Below are 16,939 nucleotides of genomic sequence, written 5' to 3'. Positions count from 1 at the left end.
CGAGCGTGCTTCAAAACGGCCTATTCTATTTAATCCTATCCTGTGCCATTCGATAGACGGTTTCATCGTCACGCACAGATATAACAATAATCTTCATGATACCATCTTCCCGGACCAGACTGCATACCACACGAAGTCCCAGCTTCAACAGCTTGATTTTTAAGTAGCCTGTAAGCTTGCTGGATAGATGATTCCCCAGTGGTTTGCCATACCCGCCCTCCGTATTTGGCAATGGGTTTAGCGATACCTTTTTTATTGCCTTAAGAACCTGAAGCTGCTGTGAGCGGTCGAGTGCTTTCAAATCTTCTTCAGCGGATTTTGTGTATTCAATCACCCAATTCACGGTTCGATCTCCACCTCAACAGTATCAAGGTCCGATTCATGGATGTTCAGATCGGCCATGACCTTTTCCGAAGAGATAAAGTCATTGGATTGCGCGGTTTTCATCCGCTTTTCGGCCTCAAAGAAAAGCGCATAATCCTCTAAAGCCTCAATCATCGCTTCATATCGTTGCGGTTCAACCAGTACGCAGGCCGGTGTGTTGTTTTTTAGCACGATTTTAAAGCCGTTTTCCGAAACTTCATCAAATATCTTGCTAGCTTCTCCACGATTAAACCGGGTAATAGGCACAATGGTATTCATTACGTTTTTTACAGACGCCATATTGTCCATCATAACACTCACCTCGTATTTAGTATATGCCGAGTTTCTACCTTTATTATATGCAAGGTCAGTATATATGTCAACAAATATATTAATACATACATAGATGTTTATATACACATTGGCTATTGTGGGATAATCTCGTCAATAGATAGTTCCCGTTTCGGTTTTGATATCCCCCAAAACTGCTTATGACACTCCCAAAGGTCAAGCAGCTTGCCAATTGGCATCAGCCAGACCTCCAGCTCGGAGCAGTTGAGCTGCACGGTTCCGTAATACAAAAGTCGGGTAAACAATTCTGCGTCACTTACCCGACTATCCCGTTTTTTGATGAGGAACCTCCGTCCTCACTCTCAACATAGCGCTTTGTCCCTTTAAACATTGCTTCCATAATTGCGTTTTTGTAGTCTGCAAGGTCAAACGGGGAGGTAAGCAGTTCCACCGCCTCTTCGGTGAGGAGTGCCTGCTTTTCCTCATTCTGAAGGTTGTGAATCAGGATACCCTGATTAGCAAGGAGCGTAATGAGCCACACTACTTCGTCCAGCGCCATCTCAAAGTTCTCCGATTTCATCAGCTTATCCCCAAGGCTTTCAAGCCCGCCGTACCGCTTGGCAATCTCCTTGGTTGCCTTTGTGGTTAAAACCATCATATACTCGGCGGCACCGATTTTAATAACGGCTCCTCTGTCATTGTCCATCATGCACCGGTACCTCCCATATTCGCAATACTGTCCAGCCAGGCCTTTGCTCCGGCCTCTGTCTCGAAAACGGCCTCGTCCTTCCAAACGCCCAAAGCATCAAGCAGAATGGTGCCCTCAATGGTAGGTGTTTGAAAGTTGATGGCGTCGCCTTTGGTTTCAAGGCTTTCGTTGGGGATACCAAATTTCACCTTGTGAAACCATATCGCGCGGTAGCCTCTTACGCCATCCTTAATAGTTGTCGCATAAAAGCCGACGCCTACAAAGGCACCGTCATCGTCGCCTTTTGCAGTCAGCTTTTTACCCGCATTTGGCGTAGTTAATGCAGTCACGGTGTGGCCCAGCAGTAGGGCAAGTACCTCATAGCTCAGGTGGTCGCCGTTGAGCGTCAGCTTGCCGGATTTAAACTCCTTGACGTTTTCTATTACGCGGTTGTCTCCGTACAGCTTTCCTTCATTAATTTCGATAGAGATGTCTGCCTTGATGGCGTACGACATCACCATCCCGTTTGTATAGGTTACCGCAGCAGCTGTTTCGGTAATAGGTGCGCAGATTAGATACTGCAATCCAGTTCCCGCCATAGGTTATCCCTCCAATCCGTATTCCTTCGCCGTATCGATGGCATAGTGATGATAACCCGTATCATCCTCATGCCCGATGTAACGGCGGTCGGTAATGGTAAAATCAGCTTGCAGGAGCAATCCCACAAGCTGATTCTTTGTTTTCTGATAGTTGTTTTTACTGAATAGTGAAAGCCGAACCTCCTGCACCTCTAGCCGCGGTTTATTATCGCCAAAAACTGCAAAGCTATCGATTAGCGGCGTAAGCACGACATATTCATCCGGCGGCTCCCTGCTGAACACGCCGGTTTCTACCGGAATACCGGCTGCTGTCAGGATTGCGTTCAGTTCCGATAGGCTGCTCACAAGCTGTTCATCTCGCTTTCAAGCTTTGCCTTCATGGCTTCTATACAAGCGTTTTTACATGCTGTTTTTGCAGGCTTCAGGAAGGGTCTTGGCGGCTGGTTGCTCTTTCCGTACTCGATAATGTTGGCGATTTTTGCGTTGCTTTCGCCATCAGAACGCGGCTCCACAAAGCCGATTTTTACGTTGAAGTCCCCATACTTGTCCTGTAAAACCGGGGATACCCCCAACGCCGATTCCAATTCGCCGGTTGAGCGGCTTATTCCCTTGCCGCTGCCGATGACGGAGGAAAGGTTGGCTTTCACCTTGGAGTACACCACCTCGGCGCCGGATTCCAGTACCTTTGGAAGAATTTCATCGGTTTTTTCTCCTAAACGTGAAAGCTTAAGGAGGAAGTCCTCCGGCATTTTGAAATCGACCTTAGCCATCGGCGCTCACCGCTAATACTTCAAGATACATGCCGCGGCCCTTTACATTTTCAACCGAGTATATGTTGTAGCGTTTGCCTTCACAGACAATCAGGTGGCGGCTGTTGAGCTTGAGGCCCGGAACGACGCGCAGGCGGAACAAAGCGTTCACCTCACTGCCTTGCGTCATATTCGTCCACTTTTCAGTTGAGTTTCTCTGTTCAAAATAGGCCCGAACATGGGCAACCACCGTATTGCCCGGGGTGACAAAGCCTTCACTATCCTTTACCGGCTCCGTAGATATGAGGTCAATGAAGCAGTTCATCTTACCGAAGCTCATACGTTCCACCTCCTGTCAAATCGCAGAAGCGAGTTCACCGTATTCCACACCTGCTGCCCGGCCTGCACGTTATCCGCAAAGAAGCCTGCCGTCGAGCCGTCTCGGCTCTCATAGAAGTGGGATGAGAGCATAATCACAGCCAGTTCTGTAGTTGGCGACATGGCATTTTCTACATACCAGCCCGATGAAATATGTTGATAGCCCTCGGCATAAGCAGTTGCGGCGGTGATGTAGTTTTGAAGCAGCGCGTCATCTTCGGAATGCTCCAGAATGAGATTTGCCTTTACCTTTTCAAGCAGAGTCATGCTCACCGCCGCCTTTCAATTATGCTTTCTGCTGCAGAATCTTGATGGCCTCCGGCAGAATCAGCTTGCCGTCCACGCGCTGAGTTGCCATGAAGCCCACCTGACCTGTTGCTGCATACAGCTCGTTCAGGCGCTTAAAGGAGCGGCCCTGACGGTCTGCCACCCAGTAGTAGCTGAAATCACCGAAGGCGATACTCTTTGCTCCGGCCGCAATCACCGGGGCATATGCGGAGGTAACCACAGGACGGGTTAAGATAGTGTCCGGTGTACCCGCCGTAACAGAAGGCTGCCACAGGTAGTTGCCGTTGTTATCCTTTAGCTTGCGAACAGCCTTTACTGTTGCATCATTCATAATGAAGGTAGCGTTTTTGCGGTAGGGGGACTTAAGCGCGTAATACAAATCCATCAGTTCATCCATGGTGATTGCGGCTGTACCGGCGGCGGTCACGCCCAATTCGGCACCGCCTGTCGCCGAGAAGATACCGGTAGGCTTGCCAACACCGTCACCGATAAAGAAAGCCTCTTCTTCTTTGGTGCCGATGCGGCGAGCAAACTCCTTGGCGATATACTGCTCCAGATTGAACACGTTGTCGCTCAGCAGCTCCTCGCTTACCTTGATCATCGTCGCCAGCTTGTAGGCCCCGATGGATACCTGGCCAAAAGCATCGTCGCTTTCGGGAATAGCCCCTTCCTCATCCACCCATGAGGCCGTACCCTTCGAGGCGACAACGGGAATTTTGCGGTCGCCGCTGGAGGTGGTGATGACCTTGGCGAGCGTCCGGAAGATGTTTTGCTCCTCGAGGGCTTCCACAAGGGTACGTTCAAACTCATCGGGAACAAGGTAGCCGCCCTCACTGTCGGTACCAATCTGAAGAGCGTTCACGATGTCGTAGTGCGGGGCCTTGGAGCGCATCACGTTCCAGAATGCCTTTTTGTATTCGTCGGATGAACGCCCTGTTTTGGCTTCACCATTTGCGCCGGGCCTATCTTTGATGGGACTATTCAGGGGTTTGCTCAGCTCGGCGTCGAGAGCTTCCTGCCGCTCCAGACGAGCGATTTCCTTGCCGAGGTTTACGATGTCTGCCTCCATCTTGTCATAGGCGGCGGCATCCTCTGCGGAAAGAAGCCCGTCGGTGCCGCGTTTACTGTCAAGGAATGCTTTTGTGGCATCCCATGCTTTCGCGCGGTTTTCGCGCAGTTCAAGAATTTTACTCATTGTGTTCCTCCTAGAATTTCAATAAATTAAGCCGCTCATAAAGCGGCTCTGCGGATTGCCTATGTTTGTTTTTAGGCAGCTTATTCAGTAGTGAATTTGTGACGGCCCTTCGGCTGAAAGCGTAGGTGACATCCTCAGGCTGCGTGCGTTTTTTCTCATCCTCCAGGATACCGTCAGCAAAGCCGAGCTCGATCGCCTTGTTTGCATTCAGCCAGGTTTCAGCGTCCATGAGGTGGGCGAGCTTTGCCCGTGACTGGCCGGTCTTAATTTCATAGGCGTTGATGATACTCTCCTTAACTTCCGAGAGCATGGCGATGGCTTTCTGCATTTCCTCGCTATCACCGATTGCAACGGTCAGCGGGTTATGAATCATCATCAAAGCGGTCGGGGCCATAAGTACCGTGGTTCCCGCCATGGCGATAACACTTGCCGCAGACGCCGCAATGCCATCTATCTTGACAGTGACCTTGCCTTTGTAATCCATGAGCATGGCGTAGATGCGGCTTGCCGCCACGCAATCACCACCGGGTGAATTAAGCCATATATCGATGTCTCCATCTCCGGAATCCAAATCTGCTTTGAACACCTGCGGGGTTATATCATCGTCAAACCACGATTCCTCGGCTATTGCGCCGTCAAGATAGAGTGTACGGGCGCCGGAATCCTCGTCCTTTACCCAATTCCAGAATTTCTTCATTCGGTTTCCTCCGTTTGTACTGTATTTGCAAATGATCCTGCGTCTTGCAGCTTGGTCATAGCACCATTGATGAGATACAAGTCACCGCCCAGCTCCGCGGGGATACGGTCAAGGTTTTCAAGCTCACGGATATCGTTGGCACTCATCCATCCGTTCTGCCTTGCCGTGGCGTAACCGTTCATACGGCTTTGATAATCACCGCGCAGTAGTCCGTCCACATTGAATTTGATGAACACCTTCGGCTTCTCGCTCGGTGAAAGCAGGGCGCGGCACATAGACTGCTCCCAGCGAACCACCCAGGGGTCGAGGGTATATTTCACAAACTCAAGAGATTGCTGTTCAATATTGCTGAAGGATGATTTCTCAAGGTCGGCGAGCATATGGGGCGGTACTCTGAAAATGCGGGCGATTTCATTAATCTGAAATTTCCGCGTTTCCAGAAACTGCGCCTGCTCTGGCGAGATGCCGATGGACTGATACTTCATCCCTTCCTCCAGCACAGCCACGCGGTGTGCGTTTGTGGAGCCCTGATAGGCAGCGTTCCAACTCTCCTTAATCCTCTGCGGGTCTTTGATGGTACCGGGGTGCTCCAGGACACCGCCGGGAGCGGCGCCATTGGCGAAGAACTTCGCGCCGTATTCCTCAGTGGCGATGGCAAGGCCGACGGCGTTTTTAGCCATAGCGATAGGGGAGTAGCCCACCAGACCGTCAAAGCCCAGACCGGGGATGTGCAGGACATCTGAAGGGGCAAGATAGACCTGGCTATCCTTCCCGAGCGACGGATTATCTTCGGTGCTGCGCTGATATACATAAAAAAGTCGGCCGTTTGAATCACGGTCGACTGTCATTTTATTTGGCATTAGCGGGTAAAGGGCCAGAACCTCTCCGCGAGCGTTTCGTATAATCTGCGCGTAAGCGTTGCCCCATAATAAAAGATGACTCATCAGCGTTTCGCGGAACGCAAATGAAGTCATCTCGGGGTTCGGCTCATCGTGGAGCAGCTTATATATTGGGTGGGTGAGGTGTTTTTCTTTGCCACCATTGTCGTTGTATTTATAGACATGTAACGGAAGCCCGGCTACAGTCTCGGACAGTATCCTCACGCAGGAGTAAACCGCTGTCATCTGCATAGCGGTCTGCTCGTTTACCGGCTTGCCCGCTGAGGTGCTGCCGAAAAAGAAGCTGTAACGGCGGCCGCCTAAACTATCATTAGGTTTATCTCTCGCCTTGAATATTCCTTGAAAGATGCTCATAAGTTTTTACCTCCTGAAACATGGGCAATGCCAATTCAAATCGGCACAAGACAAAGCACCCATCATTCGATAGGTGCTTAAGGCAACAGATGTCGAGTATCATTTTCAAGATAAAACGATTAAATCAATAGTTTCTGACTTGCAATTCTGAAAGTAAGGATTAAATTCTAAACCGGATTAGTTTCTGAAAGAATATTTCTCACGTTATCCATCCTGAATAAATCATTAAACTTCAAGCAAAAAATCCACAATGTTTACCTGCTTGATTCCATCCTCGCCCATAGGTATCTCATCCATGGATAAGATGAATTTGGGATAGTGGTCGGACACCTTTTTCAGGGGGGCGATTTCACGCTCGAAGGTGCTGGGGTCTAGGATACTAGCCGCGACCTGATAGTAAATTCTATCGCCACCAGACTCCGCGATAAAATCTATTTCTTTATCCTCAACCTTACCAATGCTGACAGTGTAGCCACGTCGCACAAGCTCCAGATACACAATATTTTCGAGGATATGACCAATATCAGTGGCATTTTTGTCCCCAAGCAACAGACGGCGCAGGCTCACATCCACAAGATAGTATTTTTCAAGTGATTTCAAGTGCTGCTTGCCCTTGATGTCATAGCGGGCCGCCTTATATAAAACAAAGGCCTCGGTGAGCGCTTCAATATAATTTTCAACGGTTACCGAGGTGGTTTTCCGTCCGTAAGAGGTCAGGCTGTCGGCGATTTTCTTTGAGGATACGATATTACCCACATTGTCAAATAGAAATTTTATAACACTTTCAAGTAACGGAATGTCGTTAATCCGTTTTCTCGAAACGATATCCTTGAGCAAAACGGTGTTATAAATTCCCGTCAGATAATCCTTGCGGATATCCTCGTCCCCAATAACGGCGGTATAGGGGAAGCCACCGTTCCTGTAGTAGCTGTTCCAGGCGTCCCGCCGATCGCCGCCAACTAATTCATAATACTCCGCAAAGGAAAGGGGCAGCATGCTGATTTCGATATATCTACCGGAAAGCAGCGTGGCCAGTTCGCCGGAAAGCATCTGAGCATTTGAACCTGTTATATATACGTCTACATTCTCTTTGATGAACAGACTGTCGACTGCCTTCTGAAATTGCGGCACGTTTTGTATCTCATCCAAAAAAATATAGGTCATTTTCTCAGGCACAAGCTGTTCCGTGATATATTCATGGAGCTTCCTATAGTCGAGTAAAGGTTCGCTAGCGACATCCTCAAAATTTACCGAGATAATCTGATTGTCCTTTATACCGCATTCCCTGAGGTAATCACGGAACATCAAAAGCAGGGTGGATTTTCCGCAGCGGCGGACGCCCGTGACCACCTTGATCATCTTCATATCTTTTGTTTTTTTCAGCTTTTCCATGTACTGCTTTCTCTGAACCATGACAAGCACCTCTCTTTGAACACCAGTTTAACATAAAAAGATTTGATATTCAATAAGTTTTTATGCTACACTATAAAAACTATATAAACTAAAAAAGTTTTTTTAGTGGTGATACTATTATGCCTGAAGATTTTGAATTATATACCTGAAAGCTTAAAAAACTAGCAGACCCCGGCCATCGTAAACTGAAGAGACGGTGCTACCGCCACACCGGATTGCCCGGTCAAGTGCCATAATCGTTGCCACCGCACCGTCAATCTTCTCGGTGGACTTCTCCTTGTCCGGCTTGATATTTCCAGCAGGATCGGTGCGGATGTAGATATTGTCCATCATCCAGCGCAGCACCGGATGCCCGCCGTGGGCAAGCTTCTGTTCCAGGGTTAGTTTCATCAGTTCTTTTGTGGGAGGGCTCAAATCCTTGAAGCCCTGACCGAAGGGTACAACGGTGAAGCCCATGCCCTCAAGGTTCTGTACCATCTGTACAGCGCCCCAGCGGTCAAAAGCAATTTCACGGATGTTGTATTTCGTACCGAGCTCCTCAATAAAGCTCTCAATAAAGCCGTAATGCACCACGTTGCCTTCGGTGGTTTGCAGAAATCCTTGCTTTTCCCACATGTCGTAGTTTACATGGTCACGCCGGACACGCAGGTCGATGTTATCCTCAGGTATCCAAAAGAACGGCAGGACGATGTACTTGTCCACCTCATCTACTGGCGGGAACACCAAAACAAACGCTGTAATGTCGGTGGAGGAAGAGAGGTCAAGCCCACCATAGCAAACGCGCCCGCGCAGGCTGTCCGTGTTTACAGGAAAAGCGCATTTGTCCCATTTATCCATCGGCATCCACCGCACCGCCTGCTTGACCCACTGGTTCAGGCGAAGCTGACGGAAGGAGTTCTCCTCAGCGGGATTCTGCTTTGCGCTCTCACAGGCTGCTTTAACCTTGTCTATGCCCACCGTAATCCCGAGTGAGGGGTTCGCCTTCTTCCACACCTTTGGGTCTGTCCAATCATCCTCCTGCGCTGCGCCGTAGATGACAGGGTAGAAGGTGGGGTCGTGTTTTCGCCCATCAAGAATGTCAAGCGCCTTCTGATGTACTTCCCAGCAGATGCTGTTCTGGTTATCTCCGGCAGTCGTAATCAAAAAATACAGCGGCTGCATTCTCGCATCACCGCTGCCCTTGGTCATAACATCAAAAAGTTTTCGGTTCGGCTGGGTATGCAGCTCATCAAACACCACACCGTGGGTATTGAAGCCGTGCTTATTGCCAACATCGGCGGACAGCACCTGATAGATGCTATTCGTCTTTTGATAGATGAGCCGTTTGGTGGCGTCGAGAATTTTTACGCGCTTATCCAGTGCCGGACACATCCGCACCATATCCGCCGCCACATTAAAAACAATGGATGCCTGGTTCCGGTCGGCGGCACAGCCGTAGACCTCGGCGCGTTCCTCAAAATCTCCGCAGGTGAGCAGCAGCGCAACGGCTGCCGCAAGCTCACTTTTGCCCATCTTCTTGGGTATTTCCACATAGGCGGTATTGAATTGCCGGTAGCCGTTGGGCTTGAGTGTTCCAAAGATGTCACGAATAATCTGTTCCTGCCAGTCAATAAGCTCAAAAGGTTTACCGGCCCAGGTGCCTTTGGTATGCTTGAGTGCCTCTATGAAAGCGACGGCGTGGTCGGCGGCAGACTTGTCGTAATACGAATCTGTAGATTTAAATCGTGTCGGTTTGTATTTCTTAAGCTTCCGTATGCTGCCCACCTCCTTCCGAGCATAAAAATAGACCTGCCATACGCAAGCCTTCAAACTCTATTTGTATGAGAGACAGCCCCATGCGGGGCTGAACCTCGGTTATTCTGTTGGAGCGTGTTTAGTGGTTTTCGCTGTGAAGAAGAAGCTCAAGGGCAAGCTGAGTATCAGGATCGGAGGGCTTGATGTCCCAGCCTCTATCATAGTTGCAAACAACCTCGCCGTTGCGCTTGAACATTAACTTGCTGATTCTTCCGCCCTCAATGCCGTACTGTGAACCCTCGTCGTATTGCTTTATCCAATAATGAAAAATACTGTCGTGAATTTTCAGGCTTCCTTCTTTCCACATAGCCGCGCCCTCCTTAATACCTCTTGATGCTGGCGTTGCCGTTGGCGTCAAAGCTCACGTTGTAGCGAATTTCGTAGCCGTCAGCGTTCTTGGTAATCACCCGGATGCCGCCCTCAAAGGCGGTGTACATTCTGTCGATTTTCTCGCCCTGCGGCAGTTGGCTTTCAATTTGCTTAATTTGTTTTTCGGTCATGTTGGTGTGCTCCTTTCGTTTTTGTATCTGTATATTCGCTCTGAAAGCACACAATATCAAGACAATTCAGAGAAATATACCGGCATAAAAGTACCAAACATCCGGCCGAAAAATGTGTCTATTATGCTTCGCCAGTTAGGATGAAATGGGCATATTCCTTGCGTTTTTTCGAGATACACTACCAGCTTGTAGAAACCCATGTCGTTTGCGATGCGCTGAACTGTGCTGACAGCAAACATATTCGTCAGTCCTGTGTCGCGGATAGCCAGAATCTGCTTACGTACTTTATCTGTCATCGTCACACCTCCGGCAAATGTCCTCACCATAAACTACTTGAAGCGTACTGCCGTTGTCCCACGCAACACCCAGGCTGCCGATGTCATCGACATACCGCACGGTGCCTTTTGTGCCGATTGGCGGCGCTTGAGGGTCGTCCATGCGGAGAAGTTCCACACGGCAGCCAACCGGGTACTGTTTGCGGATACGCTCAACGGTTTCTCTTGATGGAAAATTATTATTCATCGTCGTTTTCCCCCCGAATGGCCCTAACTTCGGCGCGTACAGCAGGGTCGGATTTGGCTTTGTCGAGGTCTTCCTGCGAGAAGCCTTTCTTCTGACCGCTCTTGAAAGCAGCACTGCCAGTAAGGTTGCGGAGCAGGAGCTTTCGTTCGGCTTTGTACTCGTCGCCGATGAATCCAAGCCGTAGGAGAAAGCAGCGAAAAGCATATTTGTCGTTATCGATATTCTTTTCTTTTGCGGAGACACGCTTTTGCATCCTTGCCATCTCGCAGAGGGCAGTCACAAAATGCGAATATGCCTTGACTGCATCAGGGTCGGTGCCATCCTCAAACCATGGGAATCTAACCTTGTCATCTGTTATTTCAAGTTCAAGTATTTTCACACCGAGCGCCTTTTTGATGAGGCTGCCTTTACTTTTGATCAACCGCTTGAGGTTTTCCAGAGCGGTGTCGGTGAAGGAGGAACGCGGCATTTCAATTACCAGACCGATGTTGTCATAGGGTTCGGGGACATCACTTGCTTGCATACCGTTTTCTCCCTGAAAGTTTTCATGTCGGGTACGTCCAAGTCCCAGTTCTTCACGACCGTCCATCCTCAGGTCCTCAAAGGCAATCACTTCATCCAGTTGTCTTTGCATAGTTTCGGTAATGGTTGCGTTTGGATTGACATACCGTCCAGGGTGGTGTTGGTCGATATCCGGAAACTCATCCATCGCACCCATGCCGCCAAGTCCGCTCTCGTAGGTGTCGGGTTCATCGTAGTGGCGGTTTTCGCCGTCTGCATCAAAGCCATGTTGGTGGAGTGCGTCTTCAAGTTCGAGGTTATCGGGACCCGTAAGCGTTCCGTCCTTGTCGATGTGGTATCCGCCAATTTCGTAAGCAAAGGATGGTGCTCCGAGGTATTTGGTTGGTATGCCCAGCGCCATGCTGATTGCTTCAACCAGTTCTTTGCGTTTGCTTCCTGTAACATTGTAGTTTAGTTTCATTTTTCATACCGCCTTTCATTTTTCGGTACTACATTAATCACTCTAAACCTACAGCATAGCAAGATGTTTTCCCGAAATATATGTACCAAATCGCGTGAGAAAGAGCTGTGCTTATTTGTACTTTATATCGTAGAAGTGTACAATTGCCGGAAGTGCTGTTTGCGGCCAATGAGATCGGCGTCAATGATTGCTATTCTCACTGGTACTCGCCTCCAGTTGTGCTTTCAACGCATCAAAAAACTCCCTTCCTTTGATGGGGAGATTCTTGTCAAGACGTTCATTTTCGAAGTTGAATCTAATTTCAAGTTCCTTCACACTATAATCGGCACGGAATTTTCGCCATGTCCGGCTATCCCAATCTTTGAGCATTACCCACAGTTTGGGGTAATGCATGTATAGTTGACGAAGCTCTGAAAGAGACTGCAGTGGGCAGCACCAGCAGGACACACGCTTGAAATGCTCATACAGTCCGTCCCATGTGTAACCGTGGTCATAGCAGTATTGCAGACACGCCGCTTCAGTCATGCCCCAATCGACCAGCGGATGTACATGGTTCTGCGCCTGATTACGTCTCCGTTTCAGCCGGTACCTCTCGTCAGCCGCGATGCCGATGTACTCGATAATCTCGTATTGTTCACGAAGCGGACGAAGGAAACGTTCACGTGGGCCGTCTTTCAATTTGGATGTACACCAGCGCATACGGGGACCCGCCCAGCCGTAGCCGGTATGGATATGACCGAATTTCTGAGCAAACTGCGTATCTGCTTTGCGCTTGACTGGGGTTTCGAACATGAGATACTCATATGACTGTTCGCAGTGAACACGGGTAATCGATCTGCCGATGTTGCGTTCCAGTTTGTCGAGATGGTCATACATAGCAGGAAACTCAATTCCTGTATCACAAAAAAGGATGCAGTCGATCTGCATCCCACGCTCTATCATACCAAGCAGCATTGCCGTCGAGTCCTTGCCACCGGAGAGAGAAACAATATGATATTTTGGTTTATCCAATGGCAGTCACCTCCGTATACGAATATGATAGCCCATCACGCTGGACAGAAACCTTGTCCGCCGAGCCAACCTGCTCAATGTAGCGTTTGACGATAACGTCGCAGAACTTTTCATCAAGCTCAATGGTATAACAGGAGCGGTCGGTTTGCTCGCATGCGATGAGGGTAGAACCGCTGCCGCCAAAGGGGTCAAGCACCAGCGTGTTGCTCATGCTGCTGTTCATAATCGGGTATGCCAGGAGCGGAATCGGCTTCATGGTCGGGTGGTCGCCGTTTTTCTTAGGCTTATCGAACTCCCAGATGGTGGTTTCCTTGCGCCCGGTGTACCACTGATGCTTTCCGTTTTTCTTCCAACCGTAAAGGACCGGCTCATGCTGCCACTGGTATGGAGAGCGGCCGAGCACCAGCGACTGCTTCTTCCAGATGCAGCAGCCGGACAGATAAAAGCCGGCATCCGAAAAGGCTCTTCTGAAATTAAGCCCCTCGGTGTCGGCATGGAAGCAATATATGCTGGCGTCATCCGCCATGACCGCTTCGGTGTTCTGAAACGCGGCAAGCAGGAAGTGATAAAAGGCGTCGTTTGCCATATTGTCGTTCTTGATTTTCCCGGCGCTGCCTTCGTAGTTAACATTGTACGGTGGGTCGGTAATGACGAGGTTCGCTTTGGCGCCAGCCATCAGAAGGTCAAAGGTCTCCGCTTTTGTACTGTCGCCGCAAACCAGCCGGTGCCGCCCGAGCGTCCAGACATCACCGAGCTTGGTAATCGGCGGCTCCTTTAGCTCTGCATCCACATCAAAATCGTCGTCTTTTACATTCTCCGCTACGCACATTAGTTTGTTCAATTCCGCTTCGTCAAAGCCCAAAAGAGATATGTCAAAGTCGGCGCCTTGTAGTTCTGCCAGTTCAACGGAAAGCATTTCGGAATCCCAGCCTGCATTCATGGCCAGGCGGTTGTCGGCAATTATGTATGCCCGTTTCTGCGCTTCGGTCAGATGCTCAACAAATACGCAGGGCACTTCCGTAATGCCTTCCTCTTTGGCGGCAAGGACACGGCCGTGCCCTGCGATGATATTCAGGTCCTTATCCACGATTACCGGATTAACGAAGCCGAACTCGCGAAGGCTGGCACGGAGCTGAAGTATTTGCTCCTTACTATGCGTTCTCGCGTTTCGCGCGTACGGCACAAGCCGGTCTATATGAACTTTTTCCAGACGATCTGTCGTGTTCATATATCGTCACCGTCCTTTTCTGCCCGACAGAAGGGCTTCCATGATATCGTCCTGCGGGTTGCCCACAAAGGCTGTGGTACAGTTTTGCTTAACAATGTCAAAGATCTCATACCAGAGCAGGTTTGCCTGCTTCTGAAACGACTGGCTCATCTGCACGAACGGACTGGCAATAGCGCCGCCGGTTGTCGGGTGCTTTCCCAGCAGACCGTACAGGCTGATGGCCTCTTCACACTGGATGTATCGTGTAAATGCCTGAGCGTAGGCTTCAATCAGGCGGGGATTAACAAATTTCTCACACCCGCGCTCCTTGAGCCAGTGCCACGTTTCTTTAAAAAGCAGATCTGCTCCCAGTGGCTTGCCATCCTTTTGCCTTGCGCTCAGGTAATCGCTCGGCGCGGGCATATCTTCGCCATACAGGTCAGAGACTCCGTCTAAATCCTGCGCTTCCAGTATTGATTCGGGATGCAAATCCTGGGCTTCCAGTATTTTTGCGGATTTGCCCTTTATTATTTTTTCAGTCAGGGGCTCTGGCTTATCTCCCGCACGCACACGGCGGCCGCCCCTGTTGGTTCCGTCTTTTGCCACGCGTCGTCACCTCCCTTCGCGGCTGGGGTTAATCACCCGTTTGAACCGGAATTTTTACACACGCGACCCCACACCCGCTGCCCAGCCTGAAAGCCGTAGAGATTCAGACCGCCCCTGATTGGTACCCATCCCGAATCCTCTAGGACTTCAAGTAATTCTTAGTCGCGCAGTTGACCGTCTAAAGAAATTAGGGCATAATGTCTTTAGATTCATCCAAGGAGGTAATCGCTATGCCAAACATCAAATCCAGTACCGACCTGCGTAAGTACTATAACGATATCTCCGCCTTCTGCCATGAAAGTCGCGAACCTGTTTTTATTACAAAAAACGGTCAAGTAGATCTGGTGGTCATGAGCATAGAGACTTACGAAGCACTCAACGGAAAGCTGGAGCTCTACCGCCTGCTTGACGAAGGAAGGGCGGCTGTAAAAGCGAGTAAGAAACGTCCGCTTCACGAGGCCATGAAGGATATCAAACGAGGTATCTCTGATGGTACAATATAGGGTGGATGTATCTGAGCCTGCAGAGAATGACCTGAAGGACATCGTACAATAATAACATCTGTATGTCAGGCATGAATGGCTCAGAATTATATAAAGCGACAGGGCGACGCTAGACAAAGTAGTCGCCCTGTTTCGCGTGTAAACGGCTGTGGCACTCAAGGCATAACGCCTGTAGGTTCGACCAGTCATTCGTGCCGCCGTCCGTCAACTTACGTTTGTGATGTACCAGCACAGCGGGATTAAGCCTGCCTTCCGTCCTGCACAGCTCGCAAAGCGGATGCGCCGAAAGGAATGCTGCGCGTATTCTTTCCCACGACCTGCCGTAGCGTTTGTTAGTTTCCGGGTCGCGGTCAAAGTGGTTATAACGTTTTGCTTCCTGCTTAGCGTGTTCCTTGCAGTAGTGGTCGCTTGTCAGGTTGGGGCAACCCGGGTAGGCACAGGGCTTCTTTGGTTTGTACGGCATCATTTTTACCTGCCTCTCACGGTATAGAAAAAGGACACGCCCGTGAATGGGTGCGTCCTTCATTTTTGCTGTTGTAATGATAACAAAAAATCCGCGGCTTTCCATGGTCTTGTGTGGTGAACTTCGTATCGGAATAATATACAGATAATTAGACACAAAAAGTTTGATATTATTCCGATGTTGTGGTATACTATGCCAAAAGGCTGGAGGTGAAGGAATGGACTATATCAGTGTAAAAGAAGCGTCACAGCGTTGGGGTATTTCCGACCGTCGTGTTCGTGTCCTTTGCGCGGAGGGCAGGATAGAAGGTGTCGCCCGTAGCGGACGCTCCTATCTGATCCCGGCTAATGCGCTCAGGCCGTTTGACGGACGCAGTCTGCGCGGAACAGTAATCCCGGAACAATATGCTGCCCTTTTTGCCTCGATCGACGGGATGAAGGCGGAGCGTGACCGCCGCCGACCGCTGACAGAGGGGGAACTGAATCGCATACATGATGAATTTCTCGTGGAATTCACCTATAATTCCAACGCCATCGAGGGCAACACGCTCACGCTCCAGGAAACTGCTCTGGCGCTGGAGGGCGTGACGATTGATCAAAAGCCGCTGAAAGATCATTTAGAGGCGGTGGGGCACCGCGACGCGTTTTTATACGTCTTATCCCTTGTCAAAGATAAGGTTCCTATTTCGGAACGAATCATCCGTGAAATTCATTCCCTCGTCCTGATGAACCGACCGGAGGATAAAGGCGTGTACCGGAGAATTCCAGTTAAAATTATGGGTGCACACCATGAGCCACCGCAGCCTTATCTGGTTCCGGTGCAAATGGAACGGCTGGTGGGGGAGCTGCCGAAAAGCAATCGGCACATCATCGAGGGGGTGGCTCTGTTTCACCTAAACTTTGAGGGAATCCACCCGTTCATTGACGGTAACGGCCGCACCGGTCGGCTGATATTGAACCTGATGCTCATGCAGGCAGGCTATCCGCCTATTAATGTGAAATTTGCAGACAGGAGAAAATACTACGCTTGCTTTGAAAGCTACTATCGGGAAAACGATGCTTCACCAATGGTGAATATGGTAGGAGAATATGTAAGGGAGCGACTTTCGCAGTATTTGAACCTGATAAGCGACTAAAAACAGCCTCGCGAAGAAAACGCGAGGCTGCTTTATATTGTAGCTTCAGCGCAAAAAACCACCAGCTCTGCTGGTGGAATTAGAACGCTTATAGCGAAAAGAGGTCCTCCAGTGATAGAATGATGAAGGTTCACCAACCGCATCAAAAAACAAAGGAGGACATGTCAATGGATGACATAAATAGTTTAACACATTCGAAATGGAGATGTAAATATCATATAGTATTTGCACCGAAGTATAGACGACAAGAAATATATGGACAAATCAAGGTGGATATAGGGCAGATACTTAGGAAATTATGC

The 16,939-nt window shown here is 49.6% G+C and carries 26 protein-coding genes; 3 read left to right on the top strand and 23 right to left on the bottom strand.

Features of this window, described 5'->3' with window-relative positions; translation table 11 throughout:
• Positions 1-25: 25 nt before the first annotated feature.
• The 22 genes from BLR50_RS11175 to BLR50_RS11070 all read right to left on the bottom strand — a co-directional run bounded on the left by BLR50_RS11175 (position 26) and on the right by BLR50_RS11070 (position 14,536).
• Positions 26-343: a type II toxin-antitoxin system RelE family toxin gene (locus tag BLR50_RS11175; RefSeq protein ID WP_092642147.1), complete on the bottom strand. Its 318-nt coding sequence runs from the start codon at positions 341-343 to the stop codon at positions 26-28.
• A complete protein-coding gene (locus BLR50_RS11170; protein WP_162840412.1) occupies positions 340-675 on the bottom strand; it encodes a type II toxin-antitoxin system Phd/YefM family antitoxin in 336 nt (111 codons plus the stop codon). The genes BLR50_RS11175 and BLR50_RS11170 overlap by 4 nt, the downstream gene beginning before the upstream one ends.
• A 113-nt stretch (positions 676-788) precedes the next feature.
• On the bottom strand, positions 789-944 hold the full coding sequence (locus BLR50_RS11165; RefSeq protein ID WP_205408695.1) for a hypothetical protein: 156 nt from the start codon (positions 942-944) through the stop codon (positions 789-791).
• Positions 945-970: 26 nt separating this feature from the next.
• The gene (locus BLR50_RS11160) at positions 971-1,363 is read right to left on the bottom strand and encodes a hypothetical protein (protein ID WP_092642141.1); all 393 of its coding nucleotides are present in this window, start codon (positions 1,361-1,363) and stop codon (positions 971-973) included.
• Entirely contained in the window at positions 1,360-1,941 is a 582-nt protein-coding gene (locus BLR50_RS11155) for a major tail protein (RefSeq protein ID WP_092642138.1), read from the bottom strand. The genes BLR50_RS11160 and BLR50_RS11155 overlap by 4 nt, the downstream gene beginning before the upstream one ends.
• 3 nt (positions 1,942-1,944) lie before the next feature.
• A complete protein-coding gene (locus BLR50_RS11150; RefSeq protein WP_092642134.1) occupies positions 1,945-2,286 on the bottom strand; it encodes a hypothetical protein in 342 nt (113 codons plus the stop codon).
• The gene (locus BLR50_RS11145; protein ID WP_092642131.1) at positions 2,283-2,711 is read right to left on the bottom strand and encodes an HK97-gp10 family putative phage morphogenesis protein; all 429 of its coding nucleotides are present in this window, start codon (positions 2,709-2,711) and stop codon (positions 2,283-2,285) included. The genes BLR50_RS11150 and BLR50_RS11145 overlap by 4 nt, the downstream gene beginning before the upstream one ends.
• Positions 2,704-3,030: a head-tail adaptor protein gene (locus BLR50_RS11140; protein ID WP_092642128.1), complete on the bottom strand. Its 327-nt coding sequence runs from the start codon at positions 3,028-3,030 to the stop codon at positions 2,704-2,706. The genes BLR50_RS11145 and BLR50_RS11140 overlap by 8 nt, the downstream gene beginning before the upstream one ends.
• Positions 3,027-3,335 (bottom strand): head-tail connector protein, encoded by a 309-nt coding sequence (locus BLR50_RS11135; RefSeq protein ID WP_092642125.1) that lies wholly within the window; start codon positions 3,333-3,335, stop codon positions 3,027-3,029. The genes BLR50_RS11140 and BLR50_RS11135 overlap by 4 nt, the downstream gene beginning before the upstream one ends.
• Before the next feature lie 19 nt (positions 3,336-3,354).
• Positions 3,355-4,551: a phage major capsid protein gene (locus BLR50_RS11130; protein ID WP_092642122.1), complete on the bottom strand. Its 1,197-nt coding sequence runs from the start codon at positions 4,549-4,551 to the stop codon at positions 3,355-3,357.
• Between the two features lie 10 nt (positions 4,552-4,561).
• Positions 4,562-5,248, bottom strand: a complete 687-nt coding sequence (locus BLR50_RS11125; protein WP_092642119.1) for a head maturation protease, ClpP-related — start codon at positions 5,246-5,248, stop codon at positions 4,562-4,564.
• Complete coding sequence (locus BLR50_RS11120) at positions 5,245-6,501, bottom strand: phage portal protein (RefSeq protein ID WP_092642116.1); 1,257 nt, start codon at positions 6,499-6,501, stop codon at positions 5,245-5,247. Before BLR50_RS11120 ends, BLR50_RS11125 begins: the two co-directional genes overlap by 4 nt.
• 225 nt (positions 6,502-6,726) lie before the next feature.
• A complete protein-coding gene (locus tag BLR50_RS11115) occupies positions 6,727-7,914 on the bottom strand; it encodes an ATP-binding protein (protein ID WP_092642113.1) in 1,188 nt (395 codons plus the stop codon).
• A gap of 153 nt (positions 7,915-8,067) precedes the next feature.
• Entirely contained in the window at positions 8,068-9,669 is a 1,602-nt protein-coding gene (locus BLR50_RS11110) for a terminase large subunit (protein ID WP_092642206.1), read from the bottom strand.
• Between the two features lie 118 nt (positions 9,670-9,787).
• Positions 9,788-10,015 (bottom strand): DUF7678 domain-containing protein, encoded by a 228-nt coding sequence (locus BLR50_RS11105; RefSeq protein ID WP_092642110.1) that lies wholly within the window; start codon positions 10,013-10,015, stop codon positions 9,788-9,790.
• Between the two features lie 13 nt (positions 10,016-10,028).
• Positions 10,029-10,208, bottom strand: coding sequence for a hypothetical protein (locus BLR50_RS11100; RefSeq protein ID WP_092642108.1), 180 nt, complete (start codon positions 10,206-10,208; stop codon positions 10,029-10,031).
• Positions 10,209-10,264: 56 nt separating this feature from the next.
• Complete coding sequence (locus tag BLR50_RS11095; protein WP_479714958.1) at positions 10,265-10,504, bottom strand: DUF5049 domain-containing protein; 240 nt, start codon at positions 10,502-10,504, stop codon at positions 10,265-10,267.
• Entirely contained in the window at positions 10,494-10,730 is a 237-nt protein-coding gene (locus BLR50_RS11090; protein ID WP_092642105.1) for a DUF4314 domain-containing protein, read from the bottom strand. The genes BLR50_RS11095 and BLR50_RS11090 overlap by 11 nt, the downstream gene beginning before the upstream one ends.
• Positions 10,723-11,712 (bottom strand): virulence protein, encoded by a 990-nt coding sequence (locus tag BLR50_RS14590; RefSeq protein ID WP_205408692.1) that lies wholly within the window; start codon positions 11,710-11,712, stop codon positions 10,723-10,725. The genes BLR50_RS11090 and BLR50_RS14590 overlap by 8 nt, the downstream gene beginning before the upstream one ends.
• Positions 11,713-11,892: 180 nt before the next feature.
• Positions 11,893-12,723, bottom strand: coding sequence for a phosphoadenosine phosphosulfate reductase domain-containing protein (locus BLR50_RS11080; protein WP_092642101.1), 831 nt, complete (start codon positions 12,721-12,723; stop codon positions 11,893-11,895).
• Positions 12,716-13,951, bottom strand: coding sequence for a site-specific DNA-methyltransferase (locus tag BLR50_RS11075; protein WP_092642098.1), 1,236 nt, complete (start codon positions 13,949-13,951; stop codon positions 12,716-12,718). Before BLR50_RS11075 ends, BLR50_RS11080 begins: the two co-directional genes overlap by 8 nt.
• Positions 13,952-13,957: 6 nt before the next feature.
• Complete coding sequence (locus BLR50_RS11070; RefSeq protein WP_092642095.1) at positions 13,958-14,536, bottom strand: P27 family phage terminase small subunit; 579 nt, start codon at positions 14,534-14,536, stop codon at positions 13,958-13,960.
• A gap of 230 nt (positions 14,537-14,766) precedes the next feature.
• Between BLR50_RS11070 and BLR50_RS11065 the strand changes: the two genes are divergently transcribed.
• Positions 14,767-15,039 (top strand): type II toxin-antitoxin system prevent-host-death family antitoxin, encoded by a 273-nt coding sequence (locus BLR50_RS11065; protein WP_092642090.1) that lies wholly within the window; start codon positions 14,767-14,769, stop codon positions 15,037-15,039.
• A gap of 109 nt (positions 15,040-15,148) precedes the next feature.
• Here the strand turns inward: BLR50_RS11065 and BLR50_RS11060 are convergent, their stop codons facing one another.
• Positions 15,149-15,505 carry an HNH endonuclease gene (locus BLR50_RS11060; protein ID WP_423230288.1) on the bottom strand — a complete coding sequence of 119 codons (357 nt, stop codon included), beginning with the start codon at positions 15,503-15,505 and terminating at the stop codon, positions 15,149-15,151.
• A gap of 214 nt (positions 15,506-15,719) precedes the next feature.
• Between BLR50_RS11060 and BLR50_RS11055 the strand changes: the two genes are divergently transcribed.
• Complete coding sequence (locus BLR50_RS11055) at positions 15,720-16,637, top strand: Fic family protein (protein WP_092642087.1); 918 nt, start codon at positions 15,720-15,722, stop codon at positions 16,635-16,637.
• A 167-nt stretch (positions 16,638-16,804) separates the two neighbouring features.
• Positions 16,805-16,939: transposase (locus BLR50_RS11050; protein ID WP_205408694.1), on the top strand; the 135-nt coding region annotated here is incomplete at its 3' end.

The sequence above is a fragment of the Acetanaerobacterium elongatum genome (genome assembly GCF_900103835.1).
Lineage (GTDB): Bacteria > Bacillota > Clostridia > Oscillospirales > Ruminococcaceae > Acetanaerobacterium > Acetanaerobacterium elongatum.
This window is presented reverse-complemented; position numbering and strand designations above follow the sequence as displayed.

Coding starts and splice junctions, on each gene's coding strand:
- BLR50_RS11170 (WP_162840412.1), bottom strand. CDS start 675: ATGATGGACAATATGGCGTCTGTAAAAAACGTAATGAATACCATTGTG.
- BLR50_RS11160 (WP_092642141.1), bottom strand. CDS start 1,363: ATGATGGACAATGACAGAGGAGCCGTTATTAAAATCGGTGCCGCCGAG.
- BLR50_RS11155 (WP_092642138.1), bottom strand. CDS start 1,941: ATGGCGGGAACTGGATTGCAGTATCTAATCTGCGCACCTATTACCGAA.
- BLR50_RS11145 (WP_092642131.1), bottom strand. CDS start 2,711: ATGGCTAAGGTCGATTTCAAAATGCCGGAGGACTTCCTCCTTAAGCTT.
- BLR50_RS11140 (WP_092642128.1), bottom strand. CDS start 3,030: ATGAGCTTCGGTAAGATGAACTGCTTCATTGACCTCATATCTACGGAG.
- BLR50_RS11135 (WP_092642125.1), bottom strand. CDS start 3,335: ATGACTCTGCTTGAAAAGGTAAAGGCAAATCTCATTCTGGAGCATTCC.
- BLR50_RS11130 (WP_092642122.1), bottom strand. CDS start 4,551: ATGAGTAAAATTCTTGAACTGCGCGAAAACCGCGCGAAAGCATGGGAT.
- BLR50_RS11125 (WP_092642119.1), bottom strand. CDS start 5,248: ATGAAGAAATTCTGGAATTGGGTAAAGGACGAGGATTCCGGCGCCCGT.
- BLR50_RS11120 (WP_092642116.1), bottom strand. CDS start 6,501: ATGAGCATCTTTCAAGGAATATTCAAGGCGAGAGATAAACCTAATGAT.
- BLR50_RS11115 (WP_092642113.1), bottom strand. CDS start 7,914: ATGGTTCAGAGAAAGCAGTACATGGAAAAGCTGAAAAAAACAAAAGAT.
- BLR50_RS11105 (WP_092642110.1), bottom strand. CDS start 10,015: ATGTGGAAAGAAGGAAGCCTGAAAATTCACGACAGTATTTTTCATTAT.
- BLR50_RS11100 (WP_092642108.1), bottom strand. CDS start 10,208: ATGACCGAAAAACAAATTAAGCAAATTGAAAGCCAACTGCCGCAGGGC.
- BLR50_RS11095 (WP_479714958.1), bottom strand. CDS start 10,504: ATGACAGATAAAGTACGTAAGCAGATTCTGGCTATCCGCGACACAGGA.
- BLR50_RS11090 (WP_092642105.1), bottom strand. CDS start 10,730: ATGAATAATAATTTTCCATCAAGAGAAACCGTTGAGCGTATCCGCAAA.
- BLR50_RS14590 (WP_205408692.1), bottom strand. CDS start 11,712: ATGAAACTAAACTACAATGTTACAGGAAGCAAACGCAAAGAACTGGTT.
- BLR50_RS11075 (WP_092642098.1), bottom strand. CDS start 13,951: ATGAACACGACAGATCGTCTGGAAAAAGTTCATATAGACCGGCTTGTG.
- BLR50_RS11065 (WP_092642090.1), top strand. CDS start 14,767: ATGCCAAACATCAAATCCAGTACCGACCTGCGTAAGTACTATAACGAT.
- BLR50_RS11060 (WP_423230288.1), bottom strand. CDS start 15,505: ATGATGCCGTACAAACCAAAGAAGCCCTGTGCCTACCCGGGTTGCCCC.
- BLR50_RS11055 (WP_092642087.1), top strand. CDS start 15,720: ATGGACTATATCAGTGTAAAAGAAGCGTCACAGCGTTGGGGTATTTCC.